Source organism: Rhizobium sp. Root1212 (genome assembly GCF_001424985.1).
Classification (GTDB): Bacteria; Pseudomonadota; Alphaproteobacteria; order Rhizobiales; family Rhizobiaceae; genus Pararhizobium.
Genome location: NZ_LMDA01000022.1, coordinates 257,428 through 273,409 on the forward strand (window position 1 = coordinate 257,428; position 15,982 = coordinate 273,409).

A 15,982-nucleotide genomic window follows, 5' to 3' on the forward strand; every position below is an offset into this window, starting at 1 on the left:
TCAAAGATCGCCGCGTACTTCCCGCTTCGGACGCGGCCAGCCGTTTTCGTCGAGCCGGAAAAGCCAGCCTTTCCACGCAAAAAAGAAGGCGACCATCATGGCCGTCCAGAGACCGATCAGCAGCCCCGCCACCACATCGCTCGGATAATGCGCGCCGACGATGACGCGGGTGATGCCGATCGTCAGCGCCCCGAGGAAGAAAAGGATGCGCAGGCGCGGCACCAGCATCGAAAAAGCCCCGAAGAAGGAGCCGACCGCCGCCGAATGGCCGGAGGGGAAACTCTGGAACAGCCAGTCGCTGGCAAAGGGCGTCAAACTATGGGCGCCGTAGTCGAGAAAAGCCTCCGGCCGCGCCCGGCCTACCAGGAACTTGGCGAGATGCACCAGCGCGCTGGCGCTGCCGATGGTAACGAGGAAATAAAGCGACAGCCGTGTCGCCGTCCGCGACTTGTCGCGGAGACCGTCGCTCGTCACCACCCGCCGCAGCATATAGGCGAGGATGACGATGGCGCCCGAGCCATAGATCATCCAGCCGAAGGTGCCGAAATCGGTGATGCGGCGGTTGAAATCGACGATAGCCGGCGGGAGGGCCTGCGCCCTCTGCGATATCCCCGCATCGAAGGGCAGGAGCGCCAGAACCAGCACGGCGGTTGCGAGGAAAATCCAGAGGGTCGAGGAAAGCGGTCGGTTCATGAAAGGCCTTTCGTTGACCCGGAACATCTGTCGGCGACATCAGCGTTTCAACCACCTCACAGAAAAATGCCCCCGAATCGGCTGATTCGAGGGCATGTCTCGATCGAAAAAGATCGGATCAGGCGGAAAGCGCCTTGAATTCGGCGAGGATCGTATCGCCCATTTCCGTCGTGCCGACCTGACGGGCGCCTTCGGCCATGATGTCGCCGGTGCGGATGCCCTTGTCGAGCACGTTGGCGATGGCCTTTTCCAGATTGTCGGCTTCCTTCACGAGGTTGAAGGAGTAGCGCAGGCACATGGCAAACGAAGCGATCATGGCGATCGGGTTGGCGATGCCCTTGCCGGCGATGTCAGGGGCGGAACCGTGTACCGGCTCGTAAAGCGCGCGGCGCTTGCCGGTCTTGGCATCCGGCGCGCCGAGCGAGGCAGACGGCAGCATGCCGAGCGAGCCCGTCAGCATCGCCGCAACGTCGGACAGCATGTCGCCGAACAGGTTGTCGGTGACGATGACGTCGAACTGCTTCGGCTGGCGAACGAGCTGCATGCCGCCGGCATCGGCCAGCATGTGCTCGAGCTGCACATCTGAATACTTATCCTTGTGGACGGCGGTGACCACCTGGTTCCAGAGCACGCCCGACTTCATGACGTTGCGCTTTTCCATGGAGCAGACGCGGTTGTTGCGCGTGCGGGCCATTTCGAAGGCGACGCTGGCGATGCGCTCGATCTCGTAGGTGTCGTAAACCTGGGTATCGACGGCGCGCTTCTGGCCGTTGCCGAGATCGGTGATCGTCTTCGGCTCGCCGAAGTAGACGCCGCCGGTCAGTTCGCGCACGATGACGATATCGAGCCCTTCAACCAGTTCCGGCTTCAGCGAGGACGCGGATGCCAGCGCCGGATAGCAGATCGCCGGGCGCAGGTTTGCGAAAAGTTCCATGTCCTTGCGCAGGCGCAGCAGACCGGCTTCCGGGCGCACCTCGTAGGGCACGGCATCCCATTTCGGTCCGCCGACGGCGCCGAACAGCACGGCATCGGCAGCCATGGCCTTTTCCATGTCGGCATCCGAGATCGCCGCGCCATGGGCATCATAGGCCGAGCCGCCGACGAGGCCTTCGTCGAGGACAAAGCCGGTCGCCATGTCTTCGTTCATGTAGGCGATGATCTTGCGAACTTCCGCCATGGCTTCCGGGCCGATGCCGTCGCCGGGCAGGAGGAACAGGTTGCGCACTGTCATGGGGAATTCCTTGTGTTTGCAAACGGGCCTTCAATCGTGTGGGCGCGTTCTTAACGCAACTTTCCACCAAGGAAAATGCGCCCGGAGAAAGAATCGGTCGCGCGCGGCAATTTGTCGAAGTTCCCGCCGGAACAGGGAAACGGCGCAGGCGGTGTGATCTTCCCCGCGGTCGGACCGCTTAAAATCCGGCCGAACCCCTGGGGACCGTCATGCGAAGCTTTCTCCGTTCCGTTCTCGCCATCCTGCGCGCCACCCTCGAAATTCTGACGTTTCGCGACCGGCGGCGGTGAAAAACCGGGCCTGTTCCATCCGAAACAGCGCCCGCCCGGCAAAAATGAGATTGTCTCTTCAACGGGATGAGGCGGTCTCAAGGCCCGGAAAGAGGAGAGAACACCATGCGCAACATCATCCTGTCCGTCACTGTTGCCCTGTTTGCCGCCACATCCTTCGCGGCTCCGTCCATGGCCGGCTATTACAGCGACGATTGCCAGCCCCACTGCTTCATCCGCAAGATCAAGTCCTACGATTATTACGGCAACCGGGTGATCCGGAAGGTTCGTATTTGCGAATGAAATTGCCGTCCTCCAGACGACGAAAGCCGGCCAACCCTGCGGCCGGCTTTCGTGTTTTTGGGACCTTTCAGGTTGATGTCAGGGTTTGACGAGAGAGATGGCCGGTATCAAACCGGCCAAGGACCCCTTCTCTTGCAGCCCATCATTGCTTTTCTCGGCCGCCACCGGCCGCGCATCGGCAGCGCGACCCTGAGTTTCGTTGTCGCCCTCTATCTCCTCGCCGTTCCCAATCGCACCTTCTGGCAGCGTGCCGAGGATTATCTCGCCGGCAGCCCCGTGGCGCTGAGCGCGCTTGCCATTGCGCTGCTCGCGATCTTCACCGCGATCCTCATCACCATCTCGATCAAATATGTGACGAAGCCGCTGTTCATGCTGCTGATCGTAGCGGCTTCGCTGGGTGCATGGTTCACCGACAATTACGGCACGATCATCGATACGGACATGATCCGTAACGTCGTCGAAACCACAGGCCCGGAATCCAGCCGGTTCTTTACCCTCGGCCTGTTCATGCATGTGCTGCTGACGGCGATCCTGCCCTGCGCCCTCATCGCCTGGGTCAAGATCATCCACCGGCCCTTCTGGTCGAAAGTCGGCTGGAACCTTGCGGTCATCGTTCCCTGCCTGATCGCCGCCGGGGTCGCCGTGACCAGCCAGGCGCGCGTCTTTGCCTCGACGGTGCGCACCCACAAGGACCTGGCCCGCGTCGTCAATCCCGTCGTGCCGCTGGTCAGCGTCGTACATTATGCGATCGCCAGCGGCGACGAGGGCAATATCGTGGTTGCGCCGCTCGGCACCGACGCTCGTCGGGTCGCCCGCGGCGAAACGCTGGAGAAGCCGCGCGTCACCATCATCGTTGCCGGCGAGACCGCGAGAGCCCAGAACTTTTCTCTGAACGGCTATGAGCGGGAAACCAATCCCGAGCTGAAGGCCGAAGGCGTCACCTATTTCCCGCAGACGACCAGCTGCGGCACCGCGACCGCCGTGTCGCTGCCCTGCATGTTCTCCGTCTACACCCGCAAGGAATATACCCACCGCAAGGGGCTTTCGACGGAAAGCCTGCCCGACGTCCTTACCCATGCCGGCATCAAGGCCGCGTGGTGGGACAACAACACCGGCAGCAAGGGCATCGCCGACCGCATCGATTTCGTCAGCATCCCCGCACTCAAGGACCCACACTATTGCAACGACGGGGAATGTCAGGACGGCATCTTCCTCGATCGCCTCGATGCCTGGCTCGACACCGTCAAGGGCGACAGCGTGCTGGTGCTGCACCAGCTCGGCAGCCACGGGCCTGCCTATTACCTGCGCTATCCCCAGGAATTCCGCAAATTCACGCCGGATTGCCGCTCGACGGAATTCACCACCTGCACCCCGCAGGAGATCGCCAACGCCTATGACAACACCATCCTCTATACCGATCATATCCTTGCCGGCGTGATCGAGCGGCTGAAGCGTCATGGAGACAAACTCTCCGGCTCGATGTTCTACATGTCAGACCACGGCGAATCGCTGGGCGAAGACGGCGTCTACCTGCACGGCATGCCCTATCTCTTCGCCCCGACCGAGCAGACTCATATCCCGTTCGTGATGTGGATGGACGACGATTTCGCCAAGACGACCGGCGTGACCCAGGCATGCCTGAAATCACAGGCCAATGTCGAAAGCTCGCACGACAACCTGTTCCACAGCATCCTCGGCATGATGAACGTCGAAACCTCGGTCTACGATCCGTCGCTCGATATTCTGGCATCCTGCCGTGGCAAGCCGAATTCGTGACGACGGACCTGCACAGCGCCTGATTTTGCTCTATGGTCGCCAGAGGCGAAATGGGTAGCAAAGCGGCACTGGTGCGGATTCTCCTGATCGAAGACGATGAAATTCTCGGCGAGGCCGTGCGCGATCATGTTATTGCAAGCGGCCACGCCGTCGATTGGTTCGGCACGATATCGGATGCGGCGGCAGCGGCGGAGGTCGCAAGCTACGCCCTGATCCTGCTCGATCTCAGGCTCCCCGACGGTTCGGGCCTGACGCTGCTTAAAAAGCTACGCGAACGTGAGGATGCGACCCCGGTCATCATCCTCACCGCCCATGACCAGATCAGCGACCGGATCGAGGGCCTGAACAGCGGCGCCGACGACTATCTGGTGAAACCCTTCGATCTCAACGAGCTTTCCGCCCGCATCCATGCCGTTGCCCGGCGTTACGGCGGCAAGCCCGCGCCGCTCCTGCGCCTGCCGGGCGTCGTCGTCGATCAGGTCAACCGTCACCTGATCGTCGACGATTCGCCGGTTTCGCTGAGCAGCCGCGAGTGGGCCGTGCTGGAGCGCCTTCTGGAACGGCCAGGCGCGATCGTCTCCAAGGACCAGATCGAGGAAGCGCTCTATGCCTTCGGCTCCGAGATCGAAAGCAACACCGTCGAGGTCTATATCAGCCGGCTGCGCAAGAAGATCGGCAAGGAGCGCATCTCCACCATGCGCGGCCTCGGCTACAGCCTGGGGGCGCGATGATGAAAAGGCGCCCCATCAGCATGAGCCGCGGCCTGATCGTCGCGCTGACGGCCACCGTCACCACCTTCTGGCTGTTTGCCGCGGGGCTCGGCATCTATGTCATGCTGGATGAATTCGGCGAGATTTTCGACAGCGTGCTGGAGGAAACCGCCGAGCGCCTGATGCCGCTGGCGCTCGACGACCTCGCCAGCAACGCCACAGCCGACAGCGCGGAACGGATCGCCGCCATTTCCGGACCGGAAGAGGCCTATCTCACCTATCAGGTGCGAGATGCCAGCGGCCGCGTGCTGCTGCGCTCCCACGCCATGAAAGGCCCGCCGCTGGAAGCCCCGCTACGCCGCGGCTTCCACGATACGCCGACCCACCGGATCTACACGACAGTATCGGCAGATGACAAAATCTTCGTGCAGGTGGCCGATCCCCTCTCCTTCCGCCACGAAGCGGCGCTTGAAGGCGGAAGCACCCTGCTCCTGCCGCTGCTGGTGCTCATCCCCGCCAATATCTTCGTCATCCGCCTGATCGTACGGCGCATGCTGCGACCTGTCGAAACCTTGCGGGCCGAGATCGCCAGCAAGGACGGCGGCAACATGGCCGCCATCAGCAATGACCGTCTTCCCAACGAACTGCGCCCCATAGCCCGTTCCGTCAATCTGCTTCTGAGGCGCCTGCAGGGCGCATTGGAGGCCGAACGTGAATTCACCGCCAACAGCGCCCACGAACTGCGAACGCCGATTGCCGGCGCGCTGGCACAAACCCAGCGGCTGATCGAGGAGCTGGACGAAGGTCCGCAAAGGGCGCGCGCCGGCCAGATCGCCCGCTCGCTCGGCAATCTCGGGCGGCTTGCGGAAAAGCTGTTGCAACTGTCGCGCGCTGAAGCCGGCATCGTGACGATCGACAAGCCGGAGGATCTGCTGGCCGTGCTGCGCATCGTGGTCGACGAAACGCGCCGTCTCGGCATCGCCCGGCGGCCGGTCGAACTGCAGGTGGCCGAGGGCGCTGGCCTCGTCCGCCCGATCAATGGCGATGCCTTCGCCATCGTCATCCGCAATCTTCTGGAAAACGCCCTTTCGCACGGCACATCCGATCGGCCGGTGCGGGTCGTGGTGACGCGGGACGGGCGCATATCCGTCATCAATGGCGGCCCGGTTATCGATGCGCAGACGCTTTCGGGCCTTATGGCCCGGTTTGCGCGCGGCAAGACTACCGCAGCCGGCGCAGGCCTCGGGCTTTCGATCGTCACCAAACTCGTCGCCCAGATGAACGGGCACTTCGAACTGCTGTCGCCGGCAAGCGGCAGCACGGACGGGGTGGAAGCCAGAGTTCAGCTTTAGAGCGACGACACTTCAGGTTCGCCGGGTTTCGAAGCAAGAAACCGGTCGATGCCCTCCGCGGCCGCCTTGCCCATGGCGAGACAGGCGGTCAGCAGATAGCCGCCGGTCGGCGCCTCCCAATCCAGCATTTCGCCGGCGACGAAGACGCCGCGGCGCGCTTTCAGCATGAAATTGCCGTCGATGGCATCGAATCGCACGCCGCCCGCCACGGAAATCGCCTCGGCTATCGGGCGCGGCCGGACGACCCGGATCGGTAAGGTCTTGATGCGGGCGGCAAGACGCTGAGGTTCGCTTTCGGCTCCCGCCTCCCGCAGAAGACCGGCTTTGACGCCATCAATGCCCGCCCCCTTGCGCAGCCGTGTGCTGAAGCTCGCCTTGCCGTCCTGCTTTTGCAGGTCGGCGGTCAACCGCTCGAACGAGCGGCCGGGCACGAGGTCGATTTCAAGGACAGCGTTAGCGCCGCTTTCCAGCCCGTCGCGCAACCCTGCGGAATGGGCATAAACAAGGCTCCCCTCGATGCCGGTCCGGGTAATGACAAATTCCCCCGGAACGATGCCGGCAGCCGATTTCGCGGTGACCGATTTTACCGGTTGGCCGGCGAAACGATCGCGGAAGAAATCGCTCCAATCCACGTCGAAGCCGCAATTGGCGGGGCGAAAAGGCGCGATGCCGACGCCATCGGCCGCAAGCACCGGGGTCCAGGCGGCGTCCGAACCGAGCCGCGGCCAGCTTGCACCGCCGAGCGCCAGAAGCACCGCATCCGCCCGGACCGTTTTTAACCCTTCCGGGGTTTCGAACTGAAGATCGCCGCCGGTGCCGAAGCCAAGCCAGCGATGCCGCGTCAGCACCGAAACCCCCTGCCCTTCCAATCGCTTCAACCAGGCACGCAGCAGCGGCGAAGCTTTCATCACCGTCGGAAAGACGCGCCCCGATGTCCCGACAAACGTCTCCGTCCCCAGCCCATGCGCCCAGGCCCGGACATCTGTCGGCAAAAATCCTTCCAGGGTCGGACGCAGATGCGGGTTTGCAGCGCCGAAGCGGCCGGCGAAATCGGAAAAGGTCTCCGAATGGGTGATGTTGAGCCCCGATTTTCCCGCCAGCAAAAATTTGCGGGCGACCGTCGGCATGGCCTCGTAGACGGTGACGCAATGTCCCATCCTCGACAGGATCTCCGCCGCCATCAGCCCGCTCGGCCCTCCGCCGACAATGGCGGTCGTCTTTTTCGTTTCGCTCATGCGCCCACTCATGGCGCGGGTATCGGCTCCATGCAAGGCTTGTTGCACGGAGAAGCACAGCGGCTTGCCGCTGGTTTCCAGCCGTCAACCTGTTATGACGTCATGAGTTTTTCCATATCGGCAGGTTGATGTGACCCCACGGCAAGGCCCCGTCCGAACCCAACTCGAAGCGATTCTGGGACGCCTTCACGCACGGCGCGACCGCGAGCGCACCTTCATGACGCTCTATGAACGATCGGCACGCAGGGAGGCCGAGGCCGCCGATGGGCGACGGGCTGAAGGTGCAAGCCTCGGGCCGCTGGATGGCAAGATCGTCTCGATCAAGGACGTGTTCGACATCGCGGGAGAACCGACGCTTGCCGGCTCGATCATCCGACGCAATGCCGCATCAGCAACAAAAGACGCGGAAATCGTTCGCCGGCTCAGGGCCGCCGGCGCCGTCATTATCGGTAAGACGCATATGACGGAATTCGCCTTCACGGCGGTCGGCCTCAATCCGCATTATCCGGTACCGGGCAATGCCCGTGACGAACGCCTCATTCCCGGCGGCTCCTCCTCCGGCGCTGCCGCCTCGGCAGCGGAAGGAACCTGCGACATCGCCATCGGCTCCGATACCGGCGGTTCGGTGCGCATCCCCGCAGCTCTGAACGGGCTCGTCGGCTTCAAACCGACGGCAGGACGGGTACCCCTCGAGGGTGCCTTCCCCCTTTCGCCCAGTCTGGATTCCATCGGCCCGCTTGCGTCTTCGGTCGATGCCTGCGCGCTTGCCGATGCCGTCATGGCCGGCGAATCGCCTCAACTGCCGCCGCCCATTCCCCTTCCCGACCTGAAAATCGGCATTCCCCGCGGCCGACTGCTGGAGACGCTGGATAGCAGCGTCGCCGCCGCCTACGAACAGACGCTGACGCATCTCGCGAACGCCGGTTGCATGCTCACCGATATCGCTCTCGACGACCTGCTGGAAGAATTGGGACAGGCGACGCGCATAGGCTCTATCGCCGGCATCGAGGCCAGCCGCATACACGCTGACTGGCTACCCCAGAAAGACGCGCCGGTCGATATCCGTGTCAGCACGACATTGCGCAAGCGTGCATCGGTCAGCGCTGCAGACGAGGCTGCGCTGCTGGCGCATTGCGCTACGCTCGCCATCCGCATGCACGACCGCCTGTCGGCCCTGGACGCCATCGCACTGCCAACGACACCGATCTTCGCCGTACCGATCGCGACCGTGGAAACGGACGAGAACGAATATCAGCGCGTCGAAGGCTTGTTGCTGCGCAACACGCAGGTCGCCAATCAGTTCGACCTCACGGCGATTACACTACCGGTGCCTGGATTTTCCCCGCCGGTCGGCTTCATGCTCATGGGAACAAAGGGTAGCGATCGGCATCTGCTCGGTATCGCCCGGAATATCGAGGCACTGCTTTCATCCGTGCGATAGAGCCTGCAGTCATGAAAAACGGATTATACGGAGGAAATTGGATATGGCGGAGAGGGTGGGACTCTTCCCCAATTACAGCAAAACCAAGGGTTTCCGCCAATATACTGACAGATAAGCCCGGTTACGATACTTCGAGCGATACATGGCGCGATACATTTTGGCAAGTCGACGTTTTCGCACGGTCGTTTTGCTCTGCGGTTTGACTTGACGACTGCATGCTGCCGGAGCCATTCCGTTCAGATTGAAGGGGTCGTTCGTTTGCGCAAAGCGGCTATCGCCTGCGCCGGGTGCCACCTGCCCTTCTCCAGTCTGGAACGTACTACGGCAGCATGTTTGGCTGCGTCGACCGGATGCTTCGCCTTGTGTCGTGTCGTGTTGCAGAAGAGGCAGGCCGCAACGATGTTGGAGGCGACGTTCTTGCCGCCATCGCTTCTCGCGTCGACATGCTCGGCGGTGCATCGAAACCGTTTGGCCAGACCAGTCGAAAGTCCATAGTGCACAATGAACCTTTGCGGGTGGGTTTCCCACATCGGTAGTCGGCAGTAAAAGCAGCGCCAGCCCTGTTGCTCGGCGGCTTGCTTTCTCAGGTTCTTGAGCGTGTTTTTTGAAGGCATGATTCCACGTCCTTTGCTTCATTGCTGAAGCGGACGTGCAGTGACCGGGAAAACGGTCACCCCTCAGTTGGGAGGATGTTCCTCGCACTAGACGACGCATACGTAATGCGTCACTCCGCAGTCTTTGAACGGTACGAGCGTCTATTGGACGTTTCGCTGACGGGCTCTTAGCAAGCCCCAGGCGAGCAATTTATCTCGCCTCCGTTCGAGGTCAGCTTAACGAATGTTTGGTTGCAATCAAGTCCGGGATTGCGCCTTCCCGATCGGGAGGATTTTTATGGTTTACGGCCAAATCTTCCTCTTCGGTAAGTTTTTCTTGAAATGCAAAAAATCTTCCTGTACGGTAAGCTAACCAGGGGGATGCTTATGATCCGTTCAGCCACAGAGTTCGGCGCATTGGTCAGGGAACACAGGAAGAAGCTTGGCTGGACCCAGACAGAGCTCGCCGAACGCTGTGGAACCGGAGAGCGCTTCATCGTCGATCTGGAAAACGGCAAGCCCAGCTGCCAGCTCGAAAAGTCCCTCATCGCGGCGCGAACCGTCGGTATCGATCTTGGCGACCTGAAATCCGCCAGCCTCCCTCCTATTCCCGAGGCTGAGGACGATCTTGGATACCTGCCCCGCTTCTCCTGACCAGGTGCGACCTTGACCACAATCTTCTACGAGACCTGGCCTGTCGCTCATCTGAACGGTGACGACGGCATTTCGCTTGCCTATGACGCGAGCTGGGAACGGCGCCCTTCAGCCTTTCCCCTGTCGTTGACGATGCCCCTACGGTCGGGTCCATATGGTCCGGAAAACGTCATGCCGTGGCTTGCCAATCTCCTGCCGGAGACGCACCTGTCGGAGATCGGTCAGCAGCTCAAGGTTTCGCCCCAGGACATTCTGGGCCTTCTCATCCGGGTCGGCCGCGATACCGCTGGTGCCTTCTCGATCGGCGAACCGCGTCGATACGGAAATAATTTCCGCATCGTCGAGAACGAGGCAGCGCTTGAACGCATCCTCGATGAACTGCCCGAACGCCCTTTTCTGATCGGAGAACGCGGCGTGTCGATGTCCCTGGCTGGCGTTCAGGACAAGCTGCCCGTCTTCGTCGATAGGGACGGCAAGATAGCAATTCCCGTGGACGGCACGCCATCAACACACATTCTGAAGCCGGACATACGGCGACTGGCGGGCAGCGTCACGAACGAGGCGTTCTGCATGACGCTCGCCAGGCTCTGCGGCCTGGACGTCGCCGATGTAACGATCGCGCGCGCGGGCAAACGGGATTATCTTCAGGTGAAGCGCTATGACCGGATCGCCGACCACCAGGGGACAGTCAGACGCATCCACCAGGAAGACTTCTGCCAGCTGCTGGGTCTCTTTCCCGCAGAGAAATACGAACAGACCGGACTGGGTCGCCGCGGCGGCGCATCCCTGGCGCAGATGTTCGAAGCACTGGCTGCCTATGTCTCTCCAGCGGAGCGCCTGAAACTTCTCGATGCGGTGATCTTCAACATCCTGATCTGCAACTCCGATTCGCACGCCAAAAACTACTCCGTTCTCATCGGTGCATCCGGAACGGCAAAGCTTGCACCGCTCTACGACCTCATGTGTGCTGCACCCTATCGTCAGGTAGACCAGTCCCTTCCGCAACAATTGGCTGGCAAGCGAAACGCCAATGAACTTCATGGAAATGACTGGAGGCAGTTTGCCTCAGCAGTCGGTCTGAGCCCCGCAAGCGTAACCAGACGAGTGCAGGAGCTTTCGGAAAAGGTCTTGTCCGCCCTCGAAGAGGCTTTGGAACAGATCGGACGCGCTCCCGCATGCAACAACGACGTTGGCACCAACCTCCTGTTCCTTGTCCGCAAGCGGTGTCAACGGATCGGTCGGCAAGCTGTCTGATAACCATCGTGTTCACATTGGCTTATTGTTTTTCCATCAATTTTAGCGCGAGAGAGCGATTTGAAGTAGACAACCCCGGACATGTCTATGCAAATCTCCTCTAATACATTGCGGCGGTGATTTGCCGTCGGATATCGGGGGTATACGTGCAGATCATCATTTCGACCGGAGACTTTTTCCGTACATTCATTTTGTATATTGCGGGTTTGTTGACACATGAATCTGCGCCCGGATTCATTGCTTTCCTCCTTTTGCTGTCACTGTTGATCGCATCGTTCGCGTTCTGGAAAAGGGTGAACAAACAGAGACGAGCCGTTCTCTGGCTCAAGAGAGAGATAGCGGCCAGTGCCGACGAGCTCGAATTCAGCCGCAACATCGATGCGCTCGGCGCGAAGATTGCAGAGAACGCGAAGTCTCCGCAGCAACGTCAGCTGGCGCATGCGTGGACGGAATACCGCGAGACCTTTGTTCCCCACGAGGAAGACGGCAACATCATCCTTCGCAATGCCGTGCGACCATCAACGTTCCTGAATGTCGAGGACCTGGGGTTCGGTGCCGGAGCCTGGCGGATCGCTCCCGGCCTGTTCGTTACCATTGGATTGTTTCTGACCTTTCTCGGGCTGATCTCCGCACTGAACGCCATGTCTCAGGGCGAGGAGATCAACAGCGCGACAATGAGGACGCTGCTGAGCATCGCTTCGGCGAAGTTCATCATGTCGCTGACTGGCCTGTTCTGCTCGATCATCTTCACCGTCGTGTTTCGCCGCGTCTACGGTGGACTCCTCAAGGCCGCCCATGATCTTTGCGAGGCGATCGAAAAGAAGCTGACCTACATCAGCCTCGAAGCGCTGGCATCGGAACAGCTTCAGGCTATTCGCGAACAGCGCGAACATTTCCGCATTATCGGCATGGAGCTTGTCTCCGAACTTGGACGGCCACTTCGTGAGGAACTGCCAAAAGCGATCTCTGCGTCCATCAGCGACGCGATGGCCCCGATGATGGACCGCGTTGGAAAGCTCGGCGCCGAAGGCGTCGGCGATCTGGTTTCCGGCCTCTCCAACAAACTGACCGACACTGTTGGCCTCGCCCTGTCCGATGCAAGCCAGCGTCTCTCCGAAGCCGGAATGAAGATCGGACAGCTCGCAGATCGCATGGACCAGAGTTCCGGCCGCATGGGTTCGGAAATGGAAACGGCAACGATGCGGGTCGCGCAGGCGGTCGAGGAGCTCAGAAACTCAATGGCCGCAACCACGCAGTCGGCGGGAGGGGCGTTCACACAAGGCGCGGAACGGTTGCTCGATGTCATGAACCAGACACTGGAGGGCATCCGCAGCAATACCGGGGAAGGCGCTCGGGCCATGTCCGCGGCAGCAGGCGACATGCGCGCTGCAGCGGAATCGTTTCGGTCGGAAATTGAGGCCGCGGCCAAATCCGGCACGGAGGCCGCTAACGCACGAATTCAGGCTGCGACGTCGGACGCGAGCGGCTCGATCAGCACGGCTGGCCAGAACGTCGTCGATGCCTTTGGCAGGACCAGTGCCGAGATCGCCCGGATTTCCGAGCAGGCCGCGATGAAGGCGGGCCAGGAACTGATGGCACCGCTGGAGGGCATCGCAGGGCAGCTCAAGGAGATGATCACAGGGCTCAATCAGGGCAATGCCGACCTGCGCCGAATGGCAGAGGGAGTGCGTGCAGGCGCAGATGCATCCTCCGAGGCCGCTGGCACCTTCCGTTCCGCATCCGGCGATCTCATTTCCGCCGCCACGCCAATCCGGTCTATTGCCGAACGGATCGACACATCGGTACGTCAGTTGACCGACAGTACACAGCATGTCGCCAGCGTCGTCTCGAGAACGGCAGAGACAACTGCACAGTCTGCCGCAGCGGCGCTTGATGCCGCGGAAAAGATACTGGGGCAGGAGCGGCTGGCGATCGAGAGCACCATGTCCGGTCTGAAAACACTCGTGGACCAGATGCGCGGTCAAGGCGATCGTCTGGATGACATGGATAGCAAGCTGGGTAATGCATTCGAAATTTACACCGAGCAGGTCGCACGCGCCATCGACGGAATGTTCGGGCATGTTCGCGACATGCAGGATCGCTTGAACCCGGCTCTCGACACGATGAGGGAAATCGTCGAGCAGGCCGAGCAGTTTGCGCCGCAGTCACGGAGAGTGTGATGCGTGGCGGTTTCAGGGTTCAGCATCAGGAAGAAGAAGAGGAGAGCGCGTTCGTCTCCATGACGGACATGACCGTCAGCTTCCTGTTCATCGTCATGCTTCTTCTGGCATTCTTCGCAAGCCAGTACAGCGAAAACGATACTGTCAGCAGGACGATCCACGAAGAGGTCGTGGCAGAACGCGACACGGCCCTGGAGGAGATAGAGAAGCTGCGCGCGCTCGTTTCCGAAAAGGAGAAACGTATCGATGAGCAGTCCGCCGAAATCTACAAACAGCGAGATGAGATCACTCAACTTCAGCAAAAGATCGCCGAACTGGAAGAGATTATCGCGAAATCGAAAAAGCCCGATCCTCTCGAAGCATATCTGACACGGTCGGCAGCGGAGCGGCGTCGGATTCTCGAGACCCTCCGTAACCAGTTGAAGGTCGATTTTCCTGACCTGCAGGTAGTCATCAGCGAGGAAAGCGACGCACTTCGTTTCCAGGGCGAAGGCCTTTTTGACAGGGGCATCAGCACGTTGAAGGCTGACAGAAGGGCGGTCGTCGAAAAGATTGCCGCGCGCCTCGAGCAGATACTGCCTTGCTATACGTTGGGTCCGAAGAAGTCGTGGAATGCGGAATGCAATCCAAGCCTGTCCATCATCGAGGCATTGCAGATCGAAGGGCACACGGACTCGGACGGGACTCCCGACAGCAACCTGAATCTCTCCACGGCGCGGGCCAATTCCACCTTCACCACAATGACTGCGAGCAAGCCGGGACTGGTGGATTTCCAGAATTTTCGCAACCAGCCCGTTCTTTCCGTGGCCGGATATGGGCAGATGCGACCAATCCGAAAGAACGATACGCCTGAAGGCAAGGCAACCAACCGCAGGGTCGATCTGCGGATCATCATGTACAGCCCGAGCCGATCAGACGAAATCGAACGGATTCGCAATTCTCTCGAAAAGAGCGATGGGGTGGCGAATGGGAATCCTTGAGAAGCTGAAGGCGCGGGGGCGCTTTGAAGCTCCCGCCCTTCCCGCGATAAATCGGCTGTGGTCGGCGACAGAACGTATCCTCTCACGCTGGCCCGACGTCGTGGCGAACCCACCGGAGCGCGACCGCGAGAGGCTCGTCGCCGAGATCAATCGCCGCTTCCAGAGCGATGACTGGAACAACACGCCGATGTCGCTTGTCACATCGGCGGCAAGAGCGCTCTTTGATGGGGAGCGGCGTGAGCGACCAGACCTCGCGGACCTCCGGAGGTTCTATTACGACGAATGCCGGGTTTCGACGCGTATGGGCTTTCTCGGCGCCATGGCATCGATTTATATTGGTAGCTATGTTCCAGCTGCTCGCCACACCCTGGAGCTATCGGAAGCGCTTCGCGAGGCTCGGGCTCGTTTGGGCGGACGCTGGAAAAACCTGCTGGAGCACATCCCCGAGATACTCGATCCATTCATCGCGCATGAGGCCGTCGCCCAAAAGATGATCCGGATGGACGATCCATGGAGTGGCCTGAAAAGTCTGGGTCTCCGTAGCCCGCATGCTAACGGTTTGATGGACCACGCACACCTCGCCTATATTCGGTCAATCGCACCGGAACTGAAGAGCCGCGAAGGCATGGCAAGGCTATTCGGATGGCTGAAGCCCGATAATCAGGAAGCCAAGCTTACAGGTTCTGCGGACGCAATTTCCGCTTGCCTTGGCCATTGGACGCAAGCGGTACCGCCGGAGGATGACCAGCGTTATCTCCTCGAAAACCTGATCGGGCTTTATGGCGATCCGCGAGTGCAGCGCAGCGGCGCCTGGACGGGCGTGTCCGAGCAGTTGATGAGCGTCATCCTCCGATGGCTGACCCGCGAGAACATCCGCTTCTTCCTCGACATCGTGTCAGCCGTTGAAGAAAGCCACATGTGGGAGCCGCGGCGAAAGTTCTGGCTGGGTCTGCACCAGCAAGGGCGGATAGATGCCGCATGGGTTGCCTTCAGTGATCGAGCGGCTCGAGAGGCCCGAACGAGAAGCAAACAGTCCGGTAGTCGAGGGACGTTGCGATTTGGCCGCCAGATTGCCGGCGGGGGCCGGAGTAACACGTCGCTTCTGATCTTGAAGGTTGGGCGCAAGATCGTCGTAGAGGGCTCACACAGCTATAAGGTCCATGTGTTCGACGCTACGAATCTGCGGGCTCCGGCTTTGTACGGCGACAACTACGATTGTGACGACATCCGGGACATTCCGGGAGCCAAGGCGAAGTCTCACCAAGGCTACTGGGAAGGTTGGGTGCTGGAAAACATCTGAAGGAACCGGCC

Annotated in this window: 14 protein-coding genes; 10 read left to right on the plus strand and 4 right to left on the minus strand. The window is 60.7% G+C overall.

Annotation, left to right across the window (positions count from 1 at the left end; genetic code table 11):
* Positions 1-693: a phosphatase PAP2 family protein gene (locus tag ASC86_RS17395; RefSeq protein ID WP_056324302.1), complete on the minus strand. Its 693-nt coding sequence runs from the start codon at positions 691-693 to the stop codon at positions 1-3.
* Between the two features lie 118 nt (positions 694-811).
* Positions 812-1,924, minus strand: coding sequence for a 3-isopropylmalate dehydrogenase (gene leuB / locus ASC86_RS17400; protein WP_056323905.1), 1,113 nt, complete (start codon positions 1,922-1,924; stop codon positions 812-814).
* Between the two features lie 395 nt (positions 1,925-2,319).
* Between leuB and ASC86_RS25900 the strand changes: the two genes are divergently transcribed.
* The 4 genes from ASC86_RS25900 (at position 2,320) to ASC86_RS17415 (ending at position 6,334) form a co-directional block, all read left to right on the plus strand.
* Positions 2,320-2,496: a hypothetical protein gene (locus ASC86_RS25900; protein WP_156387099.1), complete on the plus strand. Its 177-nt coding sequence runs from the start codon at positions 2,320-2,322 to the stop codon at positions 2,494-2,496.
* A 132-nt stretch (positions 2,497-2,628) separates the two neighbouring features.
* Complete coding sequence (locus tag ASC86_RS17405; RefSeq protein WP_056323907.1) at positions 2,629-4,272, plus strand: phosphoethanolamine--lipid A transferase; 1,644 nt, start codon at positions 2,629-2,631, stop codon at positions 4,270-4,272.
* A gap of 71 nt (positions 4,273-4,343) precedes the next feature.
* Positions 4,344-5,003 carry a response regulator transcription factor gene (locus ASC86_RS17410; RefSeq protein ID WP_056324305.1) on the plus strand — a complete coding sequence of 220 codons (660 nt, stop codon included), beginning with the start codon at positions 4,344-4,346 and terminating at the stop codon, positions 5,001-5,003.
* On the plus strand, positions 5,003-6,334 hold the full coding sequence (locus ASC86_RS17415; protein WP_056324307.1) for a HAMP domain-containing sensor histidine kinase: 1,332 nt from the start codon (positions 5,003-5,005) through the stop codon (positions 6,332-6,334). Before ASC86_RS17410 ends, ASC86_RS17415 begins: the two co-directional genes overlap by 1 nt.
* Here the strand turns inward: ASC86_RS17415 and ASC86_RS17420 are convergent.
* Positions 6,331-7,569 (minus strand): TIGR03862 family flavoprotein, encoded by a 1,239-nt coding sequence (locus tag ASC86_RS17420; protein ID WP_056323910.1) that lies wholly within the window; start codon positions 7,567-7,569, stop codon positions 6,331-6,333. The genes ASC86_RS17415 and ASC86_RS17420 overlap by 4 nt on opposite strands.
* Before the next feature lie 130 nt (positions 7,570-7,699).
* Here ASC86_RS17420 and ASC86_RS17425 point away from each other — a divergent pair, with 130 nt between their 5' ends.
* Positions 7,700-9,010, plus strand: coding sequence for an amidase (locus ASC86_RS17425; protein WP_056323911.1), 1,311 nt, complete (start codon positions 7,700-7,702; stop codon positions 9,008-9,010).
* A gap of 236 nt (positions 9,011-9,246) precedes the next feature.
* Here ASC86_RS17425 and ASC86_RS25365 read toward each other — a convergent pair whose 3' ends face one another.
* Complete coding sequence (locus ASC86_RS25365) at positions 9,247-9,624, minus strand: HNH endonuclease (protein ID WP_082510270.1); 378 nt, start codon at positions 9,622-9,624, stop codon at positions 9,247-9,249.
* 366 nt (positions 9,625-9,990) lie between these two features.
* On the opposite strand from ASC86_RS25365, the gene ASC86_RS17430 reads away from it, so the two are divergent.
* From ASC86_RS17430 to ASC86_RS17450, 5 genes are all read left to right on the plus strand, one after another.
* Positions 9,991-10,257 carry a helix-turn-helix transcriptional regulator gene (locus ASC86_RS17430; RefSeq protein ID WP_056324310.1) on the plus strand — a complete coding sequence of 89 codons (267 nt, stop codon included), beginning with the start codon at positions 9,991-9,993 and terminating at the stop codon, positions 10,255-10,257.
* A gap of 12 nt (positions 10,258-10,269) precedes the next feature.
* Positions 10,270-11,511 (plus strand): type II toxin-antitoxin system HipA family toxin, encoded by a 1,242-nt coding sequence (locus ASC86_RS17435; protein ID WP_056323914.1) that lies wholly within the window; start codon positions 10,270-10,272, stop codon positions 11,509-11,511.
* 146 nt (positions 11,512-11,657) lie between these two features.
* Positions 11,658-13,691: a MotA/TolQ/ExbB proton channel family protein gene (locus ASC86_RS17440; RefSeq protein WP_056323916.1), complete on the plus strand. Its 2,034-nt coding sequence runs from the start codon at positions 11,658-11,660 to the stop codon at positions 13,689-13,691.
* Positions 13,691-14,671, plus strand: coding sequence for an OmpA family protein (locus tag ASC86_RS17445; RefSeq protein WP_056323919.1), 981 nt, complete (start codon positions 13,691-13,693; stop codon positions 14,669-14,671). Before ASC86_RS17440 ends, ASC86_RS17445 begins: the two co-directional genes overlap by 1 nt.
* Positions 14,658-15,971, plus strand: a complete 1,314-nt coding sequence (locus ASC86_RS17450; protein ID WP_056324313.1) for an EH signature domain-containing protein — start codon at positions 14,658-14,660, stop codon at positions 15,969-15,971. Before ASC86_RS17445 ends, ASC86_RS17450 begins: the two co-directional genes overlap by 14 nt.
* Positions 15,972-15,982 lie beyond the last annotated feature (11 nt).

What these genes read in the sequence shown, in the direction of transcription:
- ASC86_RS25900 (WP_156387099.1), top strand. Translation starts at nt 2,320, where the DNA reads ATGCGCAACATCATCCTGTCCGTCACTGTTGCCCTGTTTGCCGCCACA.
- ASC86_RS17450 (WP_056324313.1), top strand. Translation starts at nt 14,658, where the DNA reads ATGGGAATCCTTGAGAAGCTGAAGGCGCGGGGGCGCTTTGAAGCTCCC.
- ASC86_RS17415 (WP_056324307.1), top strand. Translation starts at nt 5,003, where the DNA reads ATGAAAAGGCGCCCCATCAGCATGAGCCGCGGCCTGATCGTCGCGCTG.
- ASC86_RS17420 (WP_056323910.1), bottom strand. Translation starts at nt 7,569, where the DNA reads ATGAGCGAAACGAAAAAGACGACCGCCATTGTCGGCGGAGGGCCGAGC.
- leuB (WP_056323905.1), bottom strand. Translation starts at nt 1,924, where the DNA reads ATGACAGTGCGCAACCTGTTCCTCCTGCCCGGCGACGGCATCGGCCCG.
- ASC86_RS17395 (WP_056324302.1), bottom strand. Translation starts at nt 693, where the DNA reads ATGAACCGACCGCTTTCCTCGACCCTCTGGATTTTCCTCGCAACCGCC.
- ASC86_RS17445 (WP_056323919.1), top strand. Translation starts at nt 13,691, where the DNA reads ATGCGTGGCGGTTTCAGGGTTCAGCATCAGGAAGAAGAAGAGGAGAGC.
- ASC86_RS25365 (WP_082510270.1), bottom strand. Translation starts at nt 9,624, where the DNA reads ATGCCTTCAAAAAACACGCTCAAGAACCTGAGAAAGCAAGCCGCCGAG.
- ASC86_RS17430 (WP_056324310.1), top strand. Translation starts at nt 9,991, where the DNA reads ATGATCCGTTCAGCCACAGAGTTCGGCGCATTGGTCAGGGAACACAGG.